Origin of the sequence: Sorangium sp. So ce1504 (genome assembly GCF_051521635.1) — a bacterium.
Taxonomy (GTDB): Bacteria; Myxococcota_A; Polyangia; order Polyangiales; family Polyangiaceae; genus Sorangium; species Sorangium cellulosum_B.
Window position 1 is genome coordinate 12,787,014 of record NZ_CP150365.1, and the last position, 19,485, is coordinate 12,806,498.

17 protein-coding genes are annotated in these 19,485 nt (G+C 70.9%); 11 read left to right on the top strand and 6 right to left on the bottom strand.

What is annotated here, in order from left to right; translation table 11 throughout:
* Window positions 1-11 precede the first annotated feature (11 nt).
* Entirely contained in the window at window positions 12-704 is a 693-nt protein-coding gene (locus tag WMF39_RS48240) for a hypothetical protein (RefSeq protein ID WP_437743177.1), read from the bottom strand.
* Window positions 705-887: 183 nt separating this feature from the next.
* Between WMF39_RS48240 and WMF39_RS48245 the strand changes: the two genes are divergently transcribed.
* The 3 genes from WMF39_RS48245 to WMF39_RS48255 are packed head-to-tail and all read left to right on the top strand — an operon-like array spanning window position 888 to window position 2,997.
* Window positions 888-1,967, top strand: a complete 1,080-nt coding sequence (locus WMF39_RS48245) for an NAD-dependent epimerase/dehydratase family protein (protein WP_437743178.1) — start codon at window positions 888-890, stop codon at window positions 1,965-1,967.
* On the top strand, window positions 1,964-2,596 hold the full coding sequence (locus WMF39_RS48250; RefSeq protein WP_437743179.1) for a vitamin K epoxide reductase family protein: 633 nt from the start codon (window positions 1,964-1,966) through the stop codon (window positions 2,594-2,596). The genes WMF39_RS48245 and WMF39_RS48250 overlap by 4 nt, the downstream gene beginning before the upstream one ends.
* A complete protein-coding gene (locus WMF39_RS48255; protein WP_437743180.1) occupies window positions 2,596-2,997 on the top strand; it encodes an SPW repeat domain-containing protein in 402 nt (133 codons plus the stop codon). Before WMF39_RS48250 ends, WMF39_RS48255 begins: the two co-directional genes overlap by 1 nt.
* A gap of 143 nt (window positions 2,998-3,140) precedes the next feature.
* Here the strand turns inward: WMF39_RS48255 and WMF39_RS48260 are convergent, their stop codons facing one another.
* Together WMF39_RS48260 and WMF39_RS48265 are read right to left on the bottom strand one after the other, a co-directional pair.
* Window positions 3,141-3,548, bottom strand: coding sequence for a hypothetical protein (locus tag WMF39_RS48260; protein WP_437743181.1), 408 nt, complete (start codon window positions 3,546-3,548; stop codon window positions 3,141-3,143).
* Window positions 3,549-3,685: 137 nt separating this feature from the next.
* Window positions 3,686-4,366, bottom strand: a complete 681-nt coding sequence (locus WMF39_RS48265; RefSeq protein ID WP_437743182.1) for a phosphoribosyltransferase — start codon at window positions 4,364-4,366, stop codon at window positions 3,686-3,688.
* A 274-nt stretch (window positions 4,367-4,640) separates the two neighbouring features.
* On the opposite strand from WMF39_RS48265, the gene WMF39_RS48270 reads away from it, so the two are divergent.
* Window positions 4,641-5,489 carry a DUF2267 domain-containing protein gene (locus tag WMF39_RS48270; protein WP_437743183.1) on the top strand — a complete coding sequence of 283 codons (849 nt, stop codon included), beginning with the start codon at window positions 4,641-4,643 and terminating at the stop codon, window positions 5,487-5,489.
* Between the two features lie 64 nt (window positions 5,490-5,553).
* On the opposite strand, the gene WMF39_RS48275 is transcribed toward WMF39_RS48270, so the two are convergent.
* Window positions 5,554-6,465, bottom strand: a complete 912-nt coding sequence (locus tag WMF39_RS48275; protein WP_437743184.1) for a PAS domain S-box protein — start codon at window positions 6,463-6,465, stop codon at window positions 5,554-5,556.
* Between the two features lie 725 nt (window positions 6,466-7,190).
* Between WMF39_RS48275 and WMF39_RS48280 the strand changes: the two genes are divergently transcribed.
* Entirely contained in the window at window positions 7,191-7,655 is a 465-nt protein-coding gene (locus tag WMF39_RS48280; RefSeq protein ID WP_437743185.1) for a hypothetical protein, read from the top strand.
* Window positions 7,652-8,317: a hypothetical protein gene (locus WMF39_RS48285; RefSeq protein ID WP_437743186.1), complete on the top strand. Its 666-nt coding sequence runs from the start codon at window positions 7,652-7,654 to the stop codon at window positions 8,315-8,317. Before WMF39_RS48280 ends, WMF39_RS48285 begins: the two co-directional genes overlap by 4 nt.
* A 9-nt stretch (window positions 8,318-8,326) precedes the next feature.
* On the opposite strand, the gene WMF39_RS48290 is transcribed toward WMF39_RS48285, so the two are convergent.
* Entirely contained in the window at window positions 8,327-8,740 is a 414-nt protein-coding gene (locus WMF39_RS48290; protein WP_437743187.1) for a hypothetical protein, read from the bottom strand.
* Between the two features lie 535 nt (window positions 8,741-9,275).
* Between WMF39_RS48290 and WMF39_RS48295 the strand changes: the two genes are divergently transcribed.
* Window positions 9,276-9,608 carry a hypothetical protein gene (locus tag WMF39_RS48295; protein ID WP_437743188.1) on the top strand — a complete coding sequence of 111 codons (333 nt, stop codon included), beginning with the start codon at window positions 9,276-9,278 and terminating at the stop codon, window positions 9,606-9,608.
* A 485-nt stretch (window positions 9,609-10,093) separates the two neighbouring features.
* Here WMF39_RS48295 and WMF39_RS48300 read toward each other — a convergent pair whose 3' ends face one another.
* Window positions 10,094-11,287 carry a hypothetical protein gene (locus WMF39_RS48300; protein WP_437743189.1) on the bottom strand — a complete coding sequence of 398 codons (1,194 nt, stop codon included), beginning with the start codon at window positions 11,285-11,287 and terminating at the stop codon, window positions 10,094-10,096.
* Window positions 11,288-11,543: 256 nt separating this feature from the next.
* Between WMF39_RS48300 and WMF39_RS48305 the strand changes: the two genes are divergently transcribed.
* The 4 genes from WMF39_RS48305 (at window position 11,544) to WMF39_RS48320 (ending at window position 19,070) form a co-directional block, all read left to right on the top strand.
* On the top strand, window positions 11,544-13,778 hold the full coding sequence (locus WMF39_RS48305; RefSeq protein WP_437743190.1) for a substrate-binding domain-containing protein: 2,235 nt from the start codon (window positions 11,544-11,546) through the stop codon (window positions 13,776-13,778).
* A gap of 124 nt (window positions 13,779-13,902) precedes the next feature.
* Window positions 13,903-16,224 carry a substrate-binding domain-containing protein gene (locus WMF39_RS48310; RefSeq protein ID WP_437743191.1) on the top strand — a complete coding sequence of 774 codons (2,322 nt, stop codon included), beginning with the start codon at window positions 13,903-13,905 and terminating at the stop codon, window positions 16,222-16,224.
* Between the two features lie 116 nt (window positions 16,225-16,340).
* Window positions 16,341-17,441, top strand: coding sequence for a hypothetical protein (locus tag WMF39_RS48315; protein ID WP_437743192.1), 1,101 nt, complete (start codon window positions 16,341-16,343; stop codon window positions 17,439-17,441).
* Window positions 17,442-17,729: 288 nt separating this feature from the next.
* On the top strand, window positions 17,730-19,070 hold the full coding sequence (locus tag WMF39_RS48320) for a hypothetical protein (RefSeq protein WP_437743193.1): 1,341 nt from the start codon (window positions 17,730-17,732) through the stop codon (window positions 19,068-19,070).
* The last annotated feature ends 415 nt before the right edge of the window (window positions 19,071-19,485 follow it).

Below are 19,485 nucleotides of genomic sequence, written 5' to 3' on the forward strand. Positions count from 1 at the left end.
CCGGTGATGCTTCAGCCGGGCCCTCCCACCGCTCTCGCCCTCAGGAGAACATCCTTGTTGAACTGCCACATGATCTCGGCGTGCCCGTCGAACGCGATCCGCCCCACACGGTTCAGGTCCTCGATCAGCTCGAGCAGCCGCCCCTTTGCCTCGCTCACGAAGAGCGCGTCTTCAGGCAGATCGCCCAATTGTGCCTGCTCGCGGGCGCTGGCGGCGTCGAGCTCGCGCTGCACGGCATCGAGCTCTTCTGCGGCGCTTCGGCTCTTGAAGTACTTTCGGAGCGCCCCGTCCAGAGCGATAACGCCTGGGCGGAGCTGGCTCAAGTGGGCCGACAGCCCCGCGGCAGATCGACCGAGCGGTCCCGTGTGCAGCGGCACAGAGGACGGCCAGGTGGCCGCTGTCTCGCGCAGCGCCATTGGCACCGCGTTTCGCAATCGCCGCAGCAAGGCCTTCGCCCGGCCGATGGCGCTCCACTCCGCGGCGTCGGCGTCGCGCGCCTCTCCTTGCGAAATGGCTGGCCCGGGCGACGCGGATAGCTCCGCGACCGTCTGCTCGAGCGCGAGCGTCTTGTCTCGCGCCCAACCATTGTCAGCCAGCTCTGCCGAGAACCGCCGCGCGAGCTCCATGTGTACGCGCCCCTGTTCGACAAGGCCGTGCCGTGGCTCTTTGCGACCCTTCTCTACCAGCCGAACTTCTACCGCCATGCGCATGAACCTGGGACGCCGAGGACCGAGGCGCAAGTTCGTCGCGCCGTCGCACGCGCACGCACTGGCGCACGCGCTGCACCGAGCATTGAAGAAGAAGAACAGCGCTGTGCTCGCTCCTCCGCAATGGGTGCGGTGCACCCGGCGTGGCGTGCCCTTTGCCTCACTCGACCGCGGTGATCCATGGGAAACGAGACGAAAAAACCGGTCGTCCTCATCACGGGCAGTAGCGGGCTCATCGGATCCAAGCTCGTCGAGGCATTCGCCTCCGACTACGCCGTCCTTGGCATGGATCAGAAGACCCCGACCCAAGTCCCGGCCGGGACCCGGTTCCTTGAATGCGACCTGACAGACCGGGGGAGCGTGCAGGAGTCGCTCAGCGCCGTGCGAGAGCGAGAAGGGAGCGAGCTCGCCAGTGTCCTCCATCTCGCGGCGTACTACGACTTCGCTGGCGAGCCGAGCCCGCTGTACCACGACCTCACGCTCGGGGGAACCGAGCACCTTCTCGATGCTCTCCGGGACTTTCGGGTCGAGCAGCTCGTCTTCTCGGGCAGCCTCCTCGTGATGAAGCCGGCGGAAGAGGGAGAGCGAATCGAAGAATCATCGGCCACAGAAGCATCGTGGGACTATCCCCGCTCGAAGCTCGAGGCGGAAGAGCTCATTCGTGAGCAGCATCGAGACATTCCCGCGGTGCTGCTGCGCATCGCCGGCGTCTACACGGAAGACTGCGAGTCGATTCCGATCGCCCAGCAGATTCGACGCATCTACGAGAAGAGCTTCGAGAGCTACTTCTTCCCGGGGGATCCGTCCCACGGCCAGGCCTTCGTGCACATGGATGATCTCGTGGCGTGCTTCCGCAGGGTGGTCCAGCTTCGCGACCAGCTCGCTCGCGACGAGGTGTTCCTGATCGCCGAGCCGGACGTCATGAGCTACGCGGAGCTGCAGGACGTGTTGGGGGCGCTGATCCACGGCAAGGAGTGGCCCACCATCGTCGTCCCGAAGCCGATTGCCAAGGCCGGTGCATGGGTCCAGGTCAAGCTCAAGGGCGGCAAGGGCGCATTCATCAAGCCGTGGATGATCGATCTCGCGGATGCTCAGTACGCCGTCGATATCAAGCATGCTCAGGGCCGGCTCGGCTGGAATCCCGTGCGGAGACTGCGCGACACGCTGGGCGAGATGGTTCGCAGGCTGAAGGACGACCCGAAGGGCTGGTATGCGAAAAACAAGCTCCCGTTCCCCGAGGGGAAGGCGAGCGCCGCATGACGCCTCGCACCCACCTCGCCTCCGATCCGACGAGCCTGAATGTCCCCGCGCCGCCGTGGCATTACAACCCGTCCTCCTGGGGGCAGCGCGTGCCGATCTGTCTCCTCGCGGCCGTGGGCTTCGTCCTCTCGTCGTACATGGCGCTCTACCAATGGCGCCTCATCTCGAGCGTGTGGGATCCGTTCTTCGGTGAACAGACGCTGCGCGTGCTCGATTCAGACGTGTCCCACCAGATGCGTCGCTGGTTCGGTGTTCCCGACGCCGCGCTCGGCGCGATCGCCTATCTGGGCGACGCGATATTCGGTCTAGCGGGCTGCACGCGTCGGTGGCAGTACCGGCCGTGGCTGGTCGTGCTCTTCGGGCTCGACGTCATCCCGCTCGGCGCGGTCAGCGTCGTCCTCGTCGTGCTCCAAGGCACGGTCGTTGGAGCGTGGTGCTCGCTCTGTATCGCCACCGCCATCGTCTCGCTGGTACTCATCCTCCTCGCGTACGACGAGGTCTGGTCCAGTCTCTCCTATCTCGTGAGGGTCTGGCGTCACACGCACCAGCGTCGCGCCGTGTCCCGCACGTTCTGGGGGCGTCCGTCGCCTGGGGGGGACGACGCGGCGCTGATCGGCGGGAGGGCATGATGTGGGCGCGCGTCGTCGAGGTGATGCTCGCGTGCTGGCTGGCGGTGAGCCCCTTCATCTTTCGTCACGGAAGCCGAACAGAGCTGTGGGTCAGCGATCTCGGGTGCGCCGCGATCGTGATGACCCTCGCGCTCGCCTCGTTCTGGCGTCCGATGCGCTACGCGCATGGTGGAATCGCCGTGGTCGCCATCTGGCTCGTGGCGTTCGGCTACTTCCGGTGCGGCTCTCCGCCGCCCGCCGCCGCTCAGAATGACATCCTGACGGGGCTACTGCTCCTCATGTTTGCGATCGTCCCGAACGACGCGTCTCAACCGCCGACCCCGTGGAGGCGCGCGAGGGAAAGGGCCATCGCTGGAGATCTCGGCGCGGCGTCGATTCAGCGGCCTGCTTCCGATTCGTGAGTCCCTCGATCCGGTCCCCCAACCGCCAGGCCGCGTGGTGCGTGCGCCGGGGCGAGCTCGGCCGCACCGAGCAGCCGAGCGTGACCCTCGCATCCTTCGCCGAGACCTCGATCGCGCCGCGGACCGTTCCGGCCGAGTCGTGGCTACGCGCCGCTCCGCTTCTCCGGGATGTGGTCCTCGCCGCCCGGCGTCCGCTCTCTTCGTGCCTGCGGCTCCTCCAGCTCGGGCCGCTGGTGCTCGGGGCCTTCGCGGGGCACGGCCTCGCCACCGTGCGTGCCGCCCAAGTGAGCGCCGCCGGCATAGCGCGCCGCGCTCTCGGCCGAGCTCGTTCCGCCGGCGTCCCGCTCGGCCGTCCTGCGCATCGTGCGCTCGTCGGCGTGCTCTGGGGGCCTGCGCCGCGGGGGTGCGATCTCGGGTCGAACGCGATCGCGCAGGCTCCGGACACCGCGGAGCACGCGTGAACGTCGGATCCACCGCAACCCGGCGAGGCGCCGGACGATACGATCGACCCGCTCCTTGGCCCACGTCAGGGTCTTCTTGGCCGTCTCCATGAGCTCAGCTTGCGTCGGGCGATCCGGCACCGGGAGTGTGCGGCGCCGCGTTCCCACGCGGGGCCCCACCAGCGCGCGTCCGATGTCGGCCCCGGTTGCCTGAGAGGGATGAGCCGGAGCGCCACTGCACCGACCCGTCAAGCGGCCTCTTGCGCGTTACGCGACGTCGGCCTCGCGGCGCGCTCCAAAAGGGCCCGGACCTCCTCATCCGTGGTCTGCGAGAAGTCCTGGTACCAGAGCCCGACGGCCACGAAGGGCTCCGGCGTGACGGCGCAGACGACCTCGTCCGCCTCCCCCTGAAGGGCCTCGCATGTCGGGGGGGCCGCGACGGGGACGGCCACGACGATTCGAGCGGGCGACAGGCGCCGCAGAGCCTTCACTGCCGCCCGCATGGTCGCGCCCGTCGCCAGGCCGTCGTCCACGAGGATGACCACGCGACCGCGGATGTCGAGCGGAGGCCGGCCGCCGCGATATTCGCGCTCGCGACGTTCCAGCTCCTCCCGCTCCAGCAGCTCGGCGTCGGCGATCTCCCTTTCCGTGAACCCGAGCGCGTCGACGACATCCTCGTTGAGCACGCGCACGCCGCCCGAAGCGATCGCCCCCATCGCAAGCTCTTCCTGCCCGGGAACGCCGAGCTTGCGCACGACGAAGACGTCGCACGGCGCCCCCAACCGGCGGGCAACCTCGAACGCCACCGGGACGCCTCCCCGCGGTAACCCCAGCACCACAACGTCCGCTCGACGGGCGTAGTGGTCGAGTTGCGCTCCAAGGCGCTCGCCTGCATCCGAACGGTCATGGAAACGGTCATGGAACAACATGAGCCCTCCTGCCAGGCTGCGGGGACGGACCTCTTGTCCGCTCGAAATTTGTTCGCTCGAAATGTACGGGAGGGTCCTCGAAAGCGTCAGTCCCCTACCAGCCGATAGTAGAATTGTAGTGGATTCAAGAGCCCAGGAACGACGGCATACGGATGAGCAGCCGAACGGGGCCCGGTGGACTCTCGATGCGCCGCCCCATTGCCATGGGGAAATTCGACCCAACGAAAAGCACTGCGAAAAGCAACGGAGGCGCGACATGCTCTGTAGCCAGCTGATGAAGAGTGAGCCCGTTTGCGTGCTGCCAGACACCACCGTGCAGACGGCGGCGCAGCGCATGGGCGACGAGAACATCGGATTTCTCCCCGTCTGCGACGTCTCGGGCAAGGCGCTCGGTGCGCTGACGGACCGGGATATTGCTATCCGCGTCGTGGCGAAGGCTCTCCCCGCCACGATCCGGGTCGCCGACGTGATGACGTGCGAGGTGGTCGCTTGCGGGGCGGACGAGGACATCCAGCAGGCGGAGGAGCGGATGCGGCAGGCCCAGAAGTCGCGCATCATGTGCACCGACGCGCAGGGACGCCTGGTCGGCGTGATCAGCCTCTCCGACATCGCCAGGAGCGAGCCCGATGACAGGGCCGCGGGATTGCTGCGCGCGACGGCCATGCGGGAAGCCCCAGCGGCGCCCGGGGCCGAGCCGGCGCGCGAAGCGAGGCCGATCGACGTGAAGTCCGAGCGCGTCTTCCGGCGGATCGAGCAGAGCGGGGCGCTGCCGAAGGATCTGCGCGCCCCGGAGGCGGTCGGCGCCGTGCTGTGCGTGCTGTCGCTGCGGGTGAGCGGCGGCGAGGCGCGGGACATGGCGGGCGCCCTGCCGCCGACGCTCAGGGAGATCGTCGAGCCGTGCGCGCTGCACCGGGCCGAGCTGCCGGACACCTTCGGCCGCGGCGAGTTCGTGCAGGTGTTGGCGCAGCACCTCCAGACGTCGAGCGAGCAGGCCGAAGCGCTGGCGCGCGCCGTCTTCGCCGCCGTCGAGGCGGAGATGCCGATGGACGAGGTGACGGCGGTCGAGGTGCAGCTCCCGGGCGATCTGAAGGATCTCTGGGGTCGCCACCGCCGGGCAGCCTGACGCTCGCTCGAATCGGCGCTTCGAGGCAGGGGGGCATCGGATCCACGCTCATTGCACCTGAAACTCAGGCCGCTCCACGCCGGGCGCATGCGCGCGGCGCGGCAGCTCGACGGTGAACGTCGAGCCCCGGTCCGGCGCGCTCTCGACCCGGATGGTGCCGCCGCTCGCGGAACCGGAGCGCCGTGTCCCGCGCCGCGGCCGCGACATCCACCTGCTCGTGGCGAAGCTGGACCTTGCCCGCGGTGATGCGCGAGACGTCGAGCAGATCGTCCACGAGCCGCTTCAGCCGCTCCACCTGCCGCGCGACCACGTCCATCTTGTCCAGCAGCCGCTCGGGCGGCAGGGGCGCCGCGTCGCCGCGCAGCGCCCGCTGCACGCTGCCGACCTGCAGCTCGAGCGGGGTGAGCGGCGTGCTGAGCTCGTGGGAGGCGATGGAGAGGAACTCGTCGCGCAGCCGCACCGCGTCGAGCGCCTCGTGGTACAGCCGCGTCCTGTCAGCCTCGGCCTCGCGGGTCTCGGTCACGTCGATGCCCGTGCCGATGATGAACTCCACCTCCCCGTCCTCGTCGTACAGGAACGCATGCGCCCAGACGACGCGGCGCTTGCTGCCGTCCTTCGCGATCCAGTCGTTCTCGTGGTACGGCAGCGGCTCGCCCCTCTTGCTCTTCGCGAACGTCGCCAGCAGGCTCGCCTTCTGCTCCGTCGCGAGATACAGGTCCCAGAACACGTGGCCGCGCACCTCGTCGAAGCAGAGGCCGGTGAGCTTTTCGCAGGCCCGATTGAAGCGCACCACCCGGCCCTCCCGGTCGAGGACGACGATCAACGCGGCCACCGTATTGAGCACCGCGGCGCTGAAGTCCCGCTCGTGCCGGAGCGCCTCCTCCACCTGGCGCAGCCGGAGCAGCGCCCGATCGGCCTCGACGCGCGCCGCCTGCGCGCGGGCGTACCACGCGCGGAACTCCAAGGCTGCGAGCACGGCGACGGTGATCCGCAGCGCTTGTAGAACCATGCTCCCCCCGGGCTGGCCACGCGGCCGCGCCGCCCCTGAGGATCTCGGGCCCTCCCGCAGGGTAGGTTAGCATAGGTCGATCCGACGGACGCGCGGTGCGCCGGACCCCTCGAGCGCCCAGCACGTCCCGCCGTCGCGGCAGTTCGAGATCTCCCAGCGATTCCGATCGGCGGATTCGGGCGGCCGGGCACGAGACCCTCGGCGCATTCCCAGGGTGCGGCGATGACGAGGGCGATCTCGGGGAATGCCCGCCCGACTCCAGCGCGCAGCAGGCGGAAGGGGCCCAGTCGCTCCAGCAGAGCTGCGCCGCCTGTCGCACCACGACCAAGACCGGCGATGCGCGCGGCGGCGCACTCGAAGGCATCAACGTTGACGACCTCGACCATGTGCGCGGTGGCAAGGCCGAGATCTACGCGGTGGTCTCGGAGGGCGCGATGCCTCCGGGCGGAAAGCTCCAGGACGCGACGATCGCGTCCATCCGGGTCGACCTCGATTGCGGCGCGCAGGTGCGTTTGGGCGGGGTGACTGAACTCGGGGCAAGAGGAGCTCACGGGCGAGGAGGGCACCGTCGCCCAGACGCTGCGGTTCCCCGAGTAGCTGGAATCCTCGATGCTCGTCTCCGCCTGTCTGGCGGGGAGCACGATGGACGGCCTTGCGTGGGTTTCAGATTTCGTTGAAGTATATGGATGGGAATGGACACGCAGTTGAGCAGCGACGAGTCGGACCCCTCCGGGCAAGCTGCCATGAAGAACTTCGTGATGCACCTCATGTGCCTGATGGAGATCGCGTCATTCTGTGCTTTCCCTAAACTCAGGGCGAAAGCGACTGGCGCGCCGACCCGCGTGCACGTCCTCCATCATCTGGACGCCTATCTGCCGATTGCACGGGAACACGATACGAGAGAGCCTGGGCCGCAACCTAAAAAGACGATGTCGTGGGTACATGCCGTGAGGCTTCGCGAGCTCTTCAGCGAATGGACACCGTCCCTCGACGTTCCGCCCGAGATCGCGGAGGAGTCACGGCGCTTCCTCGCTGGGCTCGGCTTCCCCGACCCGCGGGACGAAATCTGGGATACGTGGGATGGATCAGACGAAGCGGCAGGACCGATCCCCACGGGCGGTCAATCCACGGCCCCCACGGGCGGCGATCATCGATGAGACCTGAGATCGCCGTGCACGAGGCGGTCCTTGGGTCCAGCCTGTTCATGACCAAGGATCCAGGAGAATGGCAGTCCTACCTCGAGTTCGAAGTGCTCATCGCCGAATTCCCGGAACTACCACCGCGTGGTCCACCCACGCTCAACCGGATTTGGCATGCGGCTCGCACGCTCGGAAGCCATGCAAATCGGTCGGCTCATTTCCGCGGTTGCTTCGCTCCCGTGGCTCGCTCTCTGTGTCGCCTCATGCTGGATGCCACCATCGGAGGCGATTCCGGAGACCGAACGCACGCGGACGAGCCGGAAGCTGCCGTGATGGCGCGATCGGAGGAAGGCGTCACGAGCGTTCCAGATGCGGACGAGATGATGGACGGCGAGGCTATGGACGAATCCGTGGAAGAATCGGCGGATGCAATCGGTAGTCTCAAAATCATCCGCTGCAAGAAAGCCGACCGTGGCATTCCATGCATGAAGCAGTGTGCAAACGCTGGGATCTCGTGTGCGTCGAAGCGACCTCATCCCGAAGACCGCGACGTCGGATACGGAGAGCTCGGGCAGTGCAGAACGTTAGGCGCTGTCGGCAGTTGTTGGTATTACTACCCCAATGGCCAGTTTTGTGTCTTCGTCCTGTGGAGGTCGTTTTGTCGCATTGATAACGACTGATGGCGAAGGTTATTGACCGGGATCACCCAAGCCGCGAAGAGCTTCTTGCGCGGCTCGTTCCCAATCCGAGCCGAACAGACTCTCCATGCACTGGATCGATAGATTGTATAGCTCCGGCGGCCGCTTTCCTCCGGCCAGCGCTGCGGAGCCCACCGTGTGAAGCCGGCGTATCCGCTCGACGTCCTCCACGGTGATGGTTGTGGGGCCCTGAATGCGCCCGGCTACATGCTCCATCATCGCCCACTCGGCGGCGCCCATAGTGTTCTCCCACGCGCATGAATCAACCCCAAGATCGGCGTCGCCGCGCTTCAGCGCACAGGCAAGAAGATAGGTATAGCCAAGGGCGTAGACCTGGGCATAGACCGCCCATGCGAGCTCTTCTTCCAGGTCTTCTTCCGCGTCGGTCCGCTCCTCGTCGGTCATGGCATGGACTGTACTTCCGTTCCTAGGGGCTGTCAGCGGGGGGAGCCGGGACCACGTCGCCAGGCGCCCCCGTGAACGCAGCCAGCGGTGAGGGCGTGAGGTCAGCTCGCGTCGCCCCCCCCGTGGCCTTGAGGCGCGTGCCGGCTGCTGCTCCGCGGCCCCTCAGGCGAGCGGCCACAGGGCGCAGAACGGCCGCGGACACGCCGAGCCGCTCGCTGAGCGCGAGCTCGACCAGGCGGACGGCGGCGCACCCAGCACCGGGTCGGCCCACGCTACATGACGCCCGAGCAGGGCGACCTCGGCGCGGCCCCCTTCGCTCCAGCGTGGGCGCGGCGTGAGATGCGCGCCGGCGTCCGCCTGGTCGAGCTCCGGGGCCGCGGCATCGAGGTCGCGAGCGCGAGCCCCCTGGAGCTGTACGTCAACTGCGTAGGATCTCGAGTGGGCCGAGAGCAACGCCCTACTCGGCCGGATCGCCGAGGACGACGCGCTCGGCAAGGACCTTGTCGCCATCGCGGGTCCTGAGTTCTTGGCCGAGGTGCGCGCCGCCCATGAGGCCTATGGCGAGGTCCTGGGGATCACGAAGGCGCACGAGACACCGGCGGACGTGGCGGCCCTGCGCGAGCCGCTCCGGGAGCTCGTGAGCGCGATCGGCGATTACCTGCTTCAGGTCGTGGCCAGCGTCGATCGCGAGAGGCCGGAGACGGTCCAGTCGGCGCGCGCGGCGCTCGCCCCGCTGGACCGCCTGCGCCAGGCCGCCGCCCGGCGGGCGGCCGGCAAGAGCGGCAAGGGCGAGCCCGCCGAGAACGACGACGAGGAGGCGCTCCCCGAGATCGAGCCCGACGCGCCGGTCCCGGACGTGCCGCAGTAGCCGCCCCGTTCGAACGGAGCCGGCGGCGCCGCTCGCTCTTGCTCGTGGCCGCCGCAGCAGCGCTCGCAGGGTGAAGGCCGGTCGAGCCCTGGTGCATCGATCCCGATGCTGGCGCCTCCAGGGCCCGCCGCCCTTCCAGCCCTTCCCGCCGCACTCTCCGGGTCCACCAGCTCAGCGCCACCCGGGTTGAGGCCTTGGACGACCTCGGATCCCTTCGGCTCGTTCAGGATCACCGACGCGGAGGACCGGCTCCTGGTCGGCTCAGCCGGGATGAGGGGCTCGGCCGACCCGGACGCCTCGAATTTGCACAAGGTTGCCGCCTCGGCCGACCCCGGGCGCCTTCGATTTGTACAAGGTTGGCGCCTCCGACCGACCCTGGGCGCCTCAATTTGTACAAGGTTGCCGCCTCGGCCGACCCTGGGCGCCTCAATTTGTACAAGGTTGCCGCCTCGGCCGACCCTGCCTCCTTCAGGGCGTGCGCTGTTCTAGCCGCTCGGATCGAGCTGCACGCCGACGGTCCACGCGGCTCCGCCCACGTCGTCCTTCACGGTGATGCGCCCCGTCGCGGCGTCGAGCTCGAGCGCCGGGTCTCCGCCGTTCGGGGTCGTGTTCCCGTCGTGGACGCGGACGACCTTGTCTCCCTCCACCGTGCACTCGGAGACGCCGGTCGTGCCCGCGCCGTAGAGCATGCGGCCGGCGCACGCGAGGCGCGTGAGGCACTTGCCGCCGCGCGGGAGCGGCGAGACGAGCAGCGCGCACCTCTGGCCCACCTTCACCGGGCTCGGTCCCGTGGACTCGGTGACGCGCGCGGACCGGCGCAGCGCTTTCCGGGTCGCGTCGAGGAGCGCCTCCCCCGCGACGGGCAGGCTCTGGTAAGCCAGCGTGAACTCGACGCGGTACGCGGGCGCCGAGTCGCGCCAGACGGCGCCCGCCTTGCGGATGCTGTCGAGCGAGACCTCGGCCCGCTCCCCGGCGCGCGAGCCCTTGTCCTGGTACGAGAGGGCATAAACATAGGTGCCAGGCTCAGGACCGGAGTCCTCCTCCACGCCGCTGCTGAACATCGACATGCCGTTCAGCGGATCGCTCGACCGGTAGATCGGCTTGCCGCCGCAGAGGATCCGGAGCGCGGGCACGCGGATGTCGTCGCCCGAGCTCGCGAGCTCCGCCTCGACCGTGCACGCCGCGCCGGCCGCGAGGGGGAGCCCCGTGGCGCGCGTGACGGTCGCCCTCCAGGTCGCGGTCGCGGTCCGCGACGGCGCCTCGCGCGCAGGCGCGGCCGGCTCCGGCGGCGCTTGCGCTGGCTCGGGGACCGGCGCCGGCAGCTCCGGGAGGGGAGGGGCAGGCGGGGGCAGGGCCGGCTGCTGGACGATCGCCATCGTCTCGCGCGCGGGCCGCGCCAGCAGGTAGCTCGCGATCATCGCGCAGAGCCCCACGCCCGCCATCGTCACCAGGAGCGGCACCGCCGACGACCGCTTCGGCCGGCCGCGCACCGCGGCGAGCTCCCGGCCGAGCTGGTCGAGCACGCGGCGGGCCTCCGCCATCTGGCGCTCGATCTGCTCGACCCGCGCGGCCCGATCGTCGTCGCGGTGCTCCTCGAGCTCCTTCCTGGCCGCCGCGAGCTGCTCCTCGAGGCTGTCCACACGCCCCCGCAGCGCGTCTCGTTCGTCGCGGTATTGCATTGCTCGACGATACCACCGACCAGCTCGCCAGCGACGCCAGGCGCCGGCGGCGCGCCGGTCGTCGGAGCGCGTCGAAGCGCGTCGACACACACGCCGCGTGTGGGGCGGCCATGTCCGCAGTCTGACGCTACGCTCCGGATTCCACGGCAGGACACGAGACTTCTCGCCCGGGCCGGCGGCGCAGCGTATACGATGTAGCCGGTCCGCAGCGGCCGTGGGAAAGGCGGTCAGGTTGTGGAGCAGGAGGCCGTCGGGAATGGGTCAGGGTCGCCAGGGCAGTTCGGTACCGTTGCCGGAGCAGTGGGGCGAGCTGCCTGGCGCAGCGGAGCGGAAGGCCAGGGGAAAGGCCGGCGTCTCCGGCCCTGATCCGCGCCGGTCCGAGGGCGCGCACGCGGCGGCCCGCCCTCCCACCCTCGGCGTCGTCGCCCCGTTTCTCTCCGGCGCGTTCTGGGGCCCTGTCCTGCTCGGCATCCATGAGTCGGCCCAGCGGCGCGGGATCCGCACGCTGGTGCTGCGCGGCACGCCATCCGAGGTCCTGGCCCCCTCGCTCGCCAGAGAGCAGGTGGACGGGTGGCTCGTCATCATCGAGTTCGGCGGCCTCGAGGCGCTCGCCGATGCGGGGGTCCCGTTCATCACGCTCGGCGCCCGCCCCGCCGGCTTTCGCTGTCCCGCGGTGGTCCCGGACAACCACGGCGGCATCCGGAACGCGGTGCTCCACCTGATCGAGCACGGGCACCGGCGCATCGCGTTCGTCGGCAACTTCGCCGCATACGACGTGCGCGAGCGCCGCGACGCCTACATCAGCACGCTCGCCGAGGCCGGGATCCCTTTCGACCCCGATCTGGTCATCCCGTGCGACAACAACATGTACAGCGGAGGCCGGGCCGCCGCGCCGCTGCTCCTCGCGCAGCTGCCCGCGTGCACGGCGGCGGTCTTCGGGACCGACAAGAACGCGCTCGGGACGATGTCCGAGCTGAAGGCGGCGGGCGTCCGTATCCCCGAGGATTTCGCGATCATCGGCTTCGACGATGTCGTGGAGGCGCAGAGCGCCGACCCGCCGCTGACCACGGTGCGCCAGCGGTTCGAGATGATGGGGAGCGCGGCGTGCGAGCTGCTCGCGTCGATGATCGCCGGCGAGCCCTTCCCGCCCGAGGGCGTGCGCACGGCCAACGCGCTCGTCCTGCGGAGCTCGTGTGGCTGCAATGTGGTCCAGAACTTCCTCGACACGGAGGACGCGGCGTCCGAGGAGGACGCCGGCGACACCCTGGCCCGGCAGATGGTCGAGCAGCTGCTCCTGCCGCGCCCGCTCCCGCCGGATACCCCGCCGGCCGCGGTCTGGCCGGCGGTCACGCGGGTGGTCGACATGTATTTCGCGGCGCTCCGGGGCTCCGCGTCCGCCCCGGCGGCCGAGCTCGAGCGAGCCTACCGCCAGGCCGTCGCCATCACGCCCGATCTGGGGGCCCTGCTGTCGACGGCCCGCCTGATGGATCAGCTCCCCGAGCGGCGCCGCATGGCCCTGGACGCCGCGGCCAGGCGGCGGGTCCAGGACTTCGTGGAGCTGGCGCGCCTCGCGTGCGCGCGGGCGCGGCTCGACGCCGAGACCCGCTCCGTCCACCAGCTCGGGGTGCTCGCGAGGACCAACTACGACGTGAGCTTCGCCCTGCTCGGCGGCACCCAGCAGGAGTACCGGTCGCTCTCGTGGCTCGAGACGACCACGATGGTCTGGGGTTGCCTCGCGTTATGGGATGATCCGGCGGAGCGCGCGGGCCTCGTCGTCGCGGGCGCCTACAGCCGCGACGGCAGCCCGGTCCCCCCGAAAGGGAGCCGCCATCGGCTGGAGGCGTTCCCGCCGGCGGAGATGCTGCCGCCCTCGGCCGCGGACGGCACGTACATGGTGCTGCTCCTGCCGATACGCTCCGTGGAGCGCGACTGGGGGATCCTCGTGCTCATCGGCCCGGCCGTCGTCGCGATGACCGGGGACGAGGGCACGGTCGCGATCTGGGGGACGCTGCTCGGGGCGGCCCTCGAGCGCGACGCGCTGCTGGCGTCGCTGTCGGCGCGGCACGCCGACCTGCAGCAGGCGTTCGCGAGCGAGCGCGCGCTGTCGCAGACGGTGCGGGAGCTGGGCTGCCCGATCATCCCGCTCCTCTCCGGCGTGCTGCTCGTGCCGCTGATCGGGATGCTCGACGGCGGCCGCGCCCAGCAGGTGCTCGAGAAGGTGGCCGAGGGGGTGAGCCGGCACGAGGCGCTGTCCGTGCTGCTCGATCTCACGGGCGTTCCGTTCGTGGACATCCAGGTCGCCCATTTCCTGGGCATGACCAGCCGCGCGGCTGCCCTGCTCGGCGCGCGGGTCTACCTGGTCGGCGTGCGCCCCGAGATGGCGGAGAGCCTCGTCGACGTCGATCTCGGCGAGCTGGCCACGTTCTCCTCGCTCGCGATGGCGCTCCTCGAGCTCGCGCCGGCGGCGGGGGGCGCGCACAGGGCGAGGTGATGGGCGCGCCGGGGCACTGTCGCTTTCCTCACCTCCGGCCCGAAATCGATTAAGGATGGCGCTGGCCACGGAAGTGGCGAGGCTCGGCCGGACGTGGGCGAGCAGGGCGGGAGGGAGCGCGAGGATGGGTCAGGGGCGCCGGGACAGCGGCATCGTGGTGCCGGAGCAGTGGGGCGAGCTTTCCGGCGCACCGGGGCAGGCGGCGGGCTCGGGGCGCAGCACCGGCTCTTCTTTCCCACCGGGGCGCCGCTCATCTTTCCCACCGGGGCGCCGCTCTTCTCTGCCTCCGGCGCGCCGCACCGACGCCCCGCCGCTCCATGTCCCGGCAGCCGGCGCCGCGGCCCGCCCTCGCACCCTCGGGGTGATCTCCCCCTTTCTCGACGGCTCGTTCTGGAACCCTGTCCTGCTCGGCATCCATGACTCGGCCCAGCAGCGCGGGTTTCGCACGCTGGTGCTGCGCGGTACGCCGTTCGAGGTCCACGCGCCGTCGCTCGCCGGGGAGCAGGTGGATGGGTGGCTCGTCCTGATCGAGCTGCATGGCATCGAGGCGCTCGCGCGCGGCCGGGTCCCGTTCATCACCGTCGGCACGCGCGCCGCCGATGTCGCCTGTCCAGCCGTGATCCCGGACAACCACGGCGGGATGCGGAGCGCGGTGCGCCACCTGATCGAGCACGGGCACCGGCGCATCGCGTTCGTCGGCTACTTCGACGCGTACGACGTGCGCGAGCGCTTCGCGTCCTACAAGGACACGCTCGCCGAGGCGGGCATCCCCTTCGACCCCGATCTGGTCATCCGGAGCGACAACAACTGGTACAGCGGCGGCCAGGGCGCCGCGCCGGCGCTCCTCGCGCAGCTGCCTGGGTGCACGGCGGCGGTCTTCGGGACCGACAAGAACGCGCTCGGGATGATGCCCCTGCTGAAGGCGGCGGGCGTCCGCATCCCCGAGGATCTCGCCATCATCGGCTTCGACGACATCGCGGACGCGGAGGGCGCCGATCCGCCGCTGACCACGGTGCGCCAGCGGTTCGAGATGATGGGGAGCGCCGCGTGCGATCTCCTTGCGTCGATGATCGCCGGCGAGGCCTTCCCGGCCGAGGGCGTGCGCACGGCCAACTCCCTCGCCGTGCGGAGCTCGTGCGGGTGCAACACGATCCAGGAGTTTCTCGACAGGGAGGACGCGGTGCCCGAGGAGGACGCCGGCGGCGCCCTGGCCCGGCAGATGGTCGAGCTCCTGCTCCTGCCCCAGCCGCTCCCGCCCGGCCTCCCGCCGACCGAGGTATGGCCGGCGGTCACGTCGTTGATCGACGGCTATTTCGCGGCGCTTCGGGGCGCCGCGCTGCCTTCGGCGACCGAGCTCGGGGGCGCCTGCCGGCAGGCGGTCGACATCACGATGGATGTGGGGACGTTGCTGGCGACGATCCGCCTGCTGGGCCAGTTTCACGAGCGGCGCGGCGCGTCCCTGGACGACACGGCCAGGCGGCGGGTGGACGCGTTCCTGGAGCTCGTGCGCCTCGCGATCGCGCGGGCCCGGCTCGAGGCCGAGAGCCAGTATGTCCGCCAGCTCGGGGTGCTCGCGAGGACGAATTACGATGTGAGCTTTGCCCTGCTCGGCGGCACCCAGCAGGCGACGCGGTCGCTCTCGTGGCTCGAGACGACCACGGTGGTCTGGGGCTGCCTCGCGCTGTGGGATGACCCGCAGGCGCGCTCCCGCCTCGTCGTCGCCGGCGCCTACAGCCGCGACGGCAGCCCGACCCCGCCGATCGGCCGCCGCTGTCGGCCGGAGGCGTTTCTGCCGGCGGCGACGCTGCCGCCGTCGGCCGAGGACGGCACGCACATGGTGCTGCTCTTGCCGATACGCTCTGCCCGGCGCGACTGGGGGATCCTGGTGCTCGTCGGCCCGACCCTCGTTGCCATGGCCGGAGACGAGGGGACGGTCGCGATCTGGGGGACGCTGCTCGGTGCGGCCCTGGAGCGCGACGCGCTGGTGGAGTCGCTGTCGTCGCAGCACGCCGACCTTCAGAAGGCGTACGAGATCGAGCGCGCGCTCTCGGAGACGGTGCGCGAGCTGGGCTGTCCGCTCATCCCGCTCCTGCCCGGCGTGCTGCTCGTGCCGCTGATCGGGATGATCGACGGTGGCCGTGCCAGGCAGGTGCTCGAGAAGGTGTCTGAGGGGGTGAGCCGGCACAGAGCATCTTCCGTGCTGCTCGATCTCACGGGCGTGCCGTTCGTGGACGCCCGGGTCGCCGAGACGGTGGGCATGACCAGCCGCGCGTCCGCGCTGCTCGGGGCGCGGGTCTATCTGGTCGGCGTGCGCCCCGAGATCGCGATGAGCCTGGTCGGCGTCGACCTCGGCGTCCTGAGCACGTTCTCCTCGCTGTCGGCGGCGCTCCACGAGCTCGCGCCGGCGGGGCGGCGCGCGCGCAAGGCGAGGCGGGGGGCGCGGTGAGCCGCGACGAGGCTGCCTCGTAGGCACGGGCGCCTGTCGTTCGCGCCGGTGTGGAAGAAGTGGCGCGCGGCGAGGCGCCTTGACCTGCCGAGACGCGGCTGGCGTAGAATCGGTCCATGCTCGCCGTGCATTGCCCGCGCTGCGGGCGACCCGCGCCTGTGTCCCTCGCCAGCCCGGATCTCATGGCCTGCGCGGCGTGCCAGTACCGCGGCCCGCTGCCCGGGGAGGCGGCGCAGGGCCTGCGCGCCGCGGCGCACGTGGTCTTCCAGACCGACGTGCGCCGCCGCCAGCTCTCGGAGGCGCTGCGGCGGAGGCTGGTCACGGCGTCCCAGCGGCACGCGCGGCTGCTTGTCGTGTTCGCGCTCGCGTCGGTGCCGATCACCCTGCTCGGCGCGCTCATCGTGCTGGGGGTCTGGGTCAGCCCCGACACCGAGGGGAACGTCATCACCGGCGGCATGACGGTGGCGGCGTGGCTCGGCACCGTCGGGACCGGCGCGGCCGTGCTCGCGGTCATGCGCAGCAGGCAGCGGCGGCTCGAGGAGGCGTGCGCCGCGCGCCCCCCGGCGGCCCCGGGCGAGCCGGCGGCGTGCCACGTGTGCGGCGCGCCGCTCGGCGCGGGTGACGGCGCGATCGCGCGGTGCGGCTTCTGCGCCGCCGACAACCTGGTCGCCGCGGCCGTCCTCGAGCGGGTGCGCGCGCGCCAGGTCGTGATCCTGCGGTCGTTCGAGCAGGCCGTGAGCGCCGAGCTCGCCTCGTTCGGCCGGGCGACGTCCGGCGCCGCCGCGGTCGTCGTGGCGACCGCGCTCGCGGTCCCGGTCGCCTCGTTCGTCCTCGCCGTCGCCGTCACCCTGGTGGGCGAATCGAGGCGGTCGCCGGTGGACGCCGCCGTGACGTACGCGGTCGTCGGCACGCCGCTCGGGCAGTGCATCGGAAAGATCATGCCGGGAAAGGGCGGCGGCACGGCGGTGCGGTTCGGCGGGTTCCGGCGCGCGGAGCTGCCCGAGGAGCAGGCGATCGCGCCGGGAGCGCCGATCGAGGCCGTGTCGCCCGGGTCCCTCGTCGGCCGCTCCGTGACGGCGAAGCAGGGGGAAGGCGTCGTTCAGGGGGTGTTCTCGTCGCCGCTCACGGGCAACTCCGTCGAGGTCCGGCGCGAGGAGGGGACGTCGTTCACGAGCAGCATCGCCGGCCTGTGCCTGAGCGGCCCGCCGCCGAGGTGATCTGCGCGTGTTTCGCGCCCGCGTCCGGCAATGGACGTCGAGCGCTCAATCGCTGTTGATCGCCGCATTCGGCGCGGGCTCCGCGATTGCTGCGCTGTCCGCAATCGCGGAGCGCGCGCGGCGTTCGGCCGTCGCTCCTCTGCGCGGCGCGCGGCGCGCGGCGGCGCGGTGCGAGCGCGCACGGGGGCGCCGCGCGCCGGAAGTTAGTTGTTCCGTGCCGGCGCCCTCCACGTATAGTGGGGGGTAGTTGGTTGGGGGTAGTCGGTATTCACACCCAGTGGAGACAAGATGAGCCAAGGTGGCTGGGGCGGGGGATCAGGGGGCGGTCAGGGCGGTGGTGGTTACGGGCAACCGCCGGGGGGTGGCTACGGCCCGCCGCCGGGCGGTGGTTACGGACAGCCACCCGGGGGCGCTGGCCCTGGTCAACCGCCGGGTGGTGGTTACGGCCAGCCTCCGGGACAGCCGCCGGGTGGTGGTTACGGCCAGCCTCCGGGACAGCCGCCGGGCGGTGGTTACGGGCAGCCTCCGGGCGGCGGTTACGGTCAGCCGCCGGGCGGCAGCTACGGTCAGCCGCCGGGGCAGCCTCCGGGCGGCAGCTACGGTCAGCCGCCGGGGCAGCCTCCGGGCGGCAGCTACGGTCAGCCGCCGGGGCAGCCTCCGGGCGGCAGCTATGGCCAGCCGCCGGGGCAGCCGCCGGGCGGCGGCTACGGCCAGCCGCCGGGGCAGCCGCCGGGCGGCGGCTATGGCCAGCCGCCGGGGCAGCCGCCGGGCGGTGGCGGCTGGGGCCAGCCTCCGGGGCAGCCTCCGGGCGGCGGCGGCTACGGCCCGCCCCCGGGAGGAGGCGGCGGCTGGGGCCAGCCTCCGGGCGGTGGCGGCGGCTACGGCCCGCCTCCGGGTGGCGGCGCCGGCTGGGGTGGGGCCAACCCCTACCAGCCCCCGGGCGGCGGCGCGGGCTATGGCTCACCCCCGGGCACGGGCGTCGCGGCGCCGTGGGGAGCGGGAGATGCGGCGTCCTTCGGCTGGGAGCGCCTGAAGCGCGACCCGGCTGTCCTCATCGGCGCCATGGTCGTCGTCGGGCTTGCGTCGAGCGTCCCCAACGGCATCGGCGGAGGCATCCAGGCGGCGCTCGCGAAGGACGCGCCCTCCGCGGGGGCGGCCATCCAGTTGCTGATGCAGGCCGTCGCGCTCGTGGTCGGCGCCTACTTCGCCGGAGGCATGAACAACCTCCTCCTGAAGGTCGCGCGCGGCGAGCCGTACTCCTTCAGCGACGTCCTTGGCGGCGGGCGGTGGTTCCTGTCCATCCTGGGCGCCCAGCTCCTGACCGGTCTCGCTGTCGGCGCCGGCATGCTCCTCTTGATCGTCCCCGGCGTCATCGTCGCGCTCGGCCTGAGCATGACGACGCTGTGCATCGTCGATAAGAACCTGGGCGCCATCGACGCCATGAAGGAGAGCTGGCGAATCACGACCGGCCACAAGGGGGGCCTCCTCGTCTATGCCCTGCTCGCCTGCGCGCTCGTGCTGGCGGGCGTGCTCGCCTGCTGCCTCGGCACGCTCGTGGCCGCGCCGGTCGCCGCCATCGGGCTTGCGTTCATCTACCTGCGTCTGACGGGCCAGCCGACCGCGAGCTGAGCCTCCCGAGGGCGCGCTCCCGCGCTGCCCTCCTCCCTGCAAGCCGAGCCCCTCCCGCGCGCCATCGTCGCGCCGCCTCGCATCTCCCGCCTGGCAGATCCCCTCATTTTAGCGGGAGATTGAACAGGGAGGCGGGGAGGCGGGGAGATTGGTGGGATTTTCCTCCCCGTCTCCACGCCTCCCTGTGAATTTCTCCGAAGAATTCGAGGAGAAGCTTCAGACCTCCCTCTCCCCCCTCCATTTCCGCCCCGCGCCGAGCGCGCCCCTCCCTTCTCACCCCCGTCCCCGACCGCTCTCATCGCCTGTCCGAGCGGCGCTCCTCGCCACAAACCCCCTTTGCGACACATCGAGTCTCCGCTGCCATCCGGCGGCGCCGTACCCTCTCCAGGAGGCGCGGAAGGCGCGATACCGATCG

Bases quoted from the DNA above. Each gene is read 5' to 3' on its own strand.
- WMF39_RS48250 (WP_437743179.1), top strand. From the start codon at position 1,964: ATGACGCCTCGCACCCACCTCGCCTCCGATCCGACGAGCCTGAATGTC.
- WMF39_RS48310 (WP_437743191.1), top strand. From the start codon at position 13,903: ATGGGTCAGGGGCGCCGGGACAGCGGCATCGTGGTGCCGGAGCAGTGG.
- WMF39_RS48315 (WP_437743192.1), top strand. From the start codon at position 16,341: ATGCTCGCCGTGCATTGCCCGCGCTGCGGGCGACCCGCGCCTGTGTCC.
- WMF39_RS48300 (WP_437743189.1), bottom strand. From the start codon at position 11,287: ATGCAATACCGCGACGAACGAGACGCGCTGCGGGGGCGTGTGGACAGC.
- WMF39_RS48270 (WP_437743183.1), top strand. From the start codon at position 4,641: ATGAAGAGTGAGCCCGTTTGCGTGCTGCCAGACACCACCGTGCAGACG.
- WMF39_RS48290 (WP_437743187.1), bottom strand. From the start codon at position 8,740: ATGACCGACGAGGAGCGGACCGACGCGGAAGAAGACCTGGAAGAAGAG.
- WMF39_RS48240 (WP_437743177.1), bottom strand. From the start codon at position 704: ATGGCGGTAGAAGTTCGGCTGGTAGAGAAGGGTCGCAAAGAGCCACGG.
- WMF39_RS48245 (WP_437743178.1), top strand. From the start codon at position 888: ATGGGAAACGAGACGAAAAAACCGGTCGTCCTCATCACGGGCAGTAGC.
- WMF39_RS48255 (WP_437743180.1), top strand. From the start codon at position 2,596: ATGTGGGCGCGCGTCGTCGAGGTGATGCTCGCGTGCTGGCTGGCGGTG.
- WMF39_RS48285 (WP_437743186.1), top strand. From the start codon at position 7,652: ATGAGACCTGAGATCGCCGTGCACGAGGCGGTCCTTGGGTCCAGCCTG.
- WMF39_RS48320 (WP_437743193.1), top strand. From the start codon at position 17,730: ATGAGCCAAGGTGGCTGGGGCGGGGGATCAGGGGGCGGTCAGGGCGGT.
- WMF39_RS48280 (WP_437743185.1), top strand. From the start codon at position 7,191: ATGGACACGCAGTTGAGCAGCGACGAGTCGGACCCCTCCGGGCAAGCT.
- WMF39_RS48265 (WP_437743182.1), bottom strand. From the start codon at position 4,366: ATGTTGTTCCATGACCGTTTCCATGACCGTTCGGATGCAGGCGAGCGC.
- WMF39_RS48305 (WP_437743190.1), top strand. From the start codon at position 11,544: ATGGGTCAGGGTCGCCAGGGCAGTTCGGTACCGTTGCCGGAGCAGTGG.
- WMF39_RS48260 (WP_437743181.1), bottom strand. From the start codon at position 3,548: ATGGAGACGGCCAAGAAGACCCTGACGTGGGCCAAGGAGCGGGTCGAT.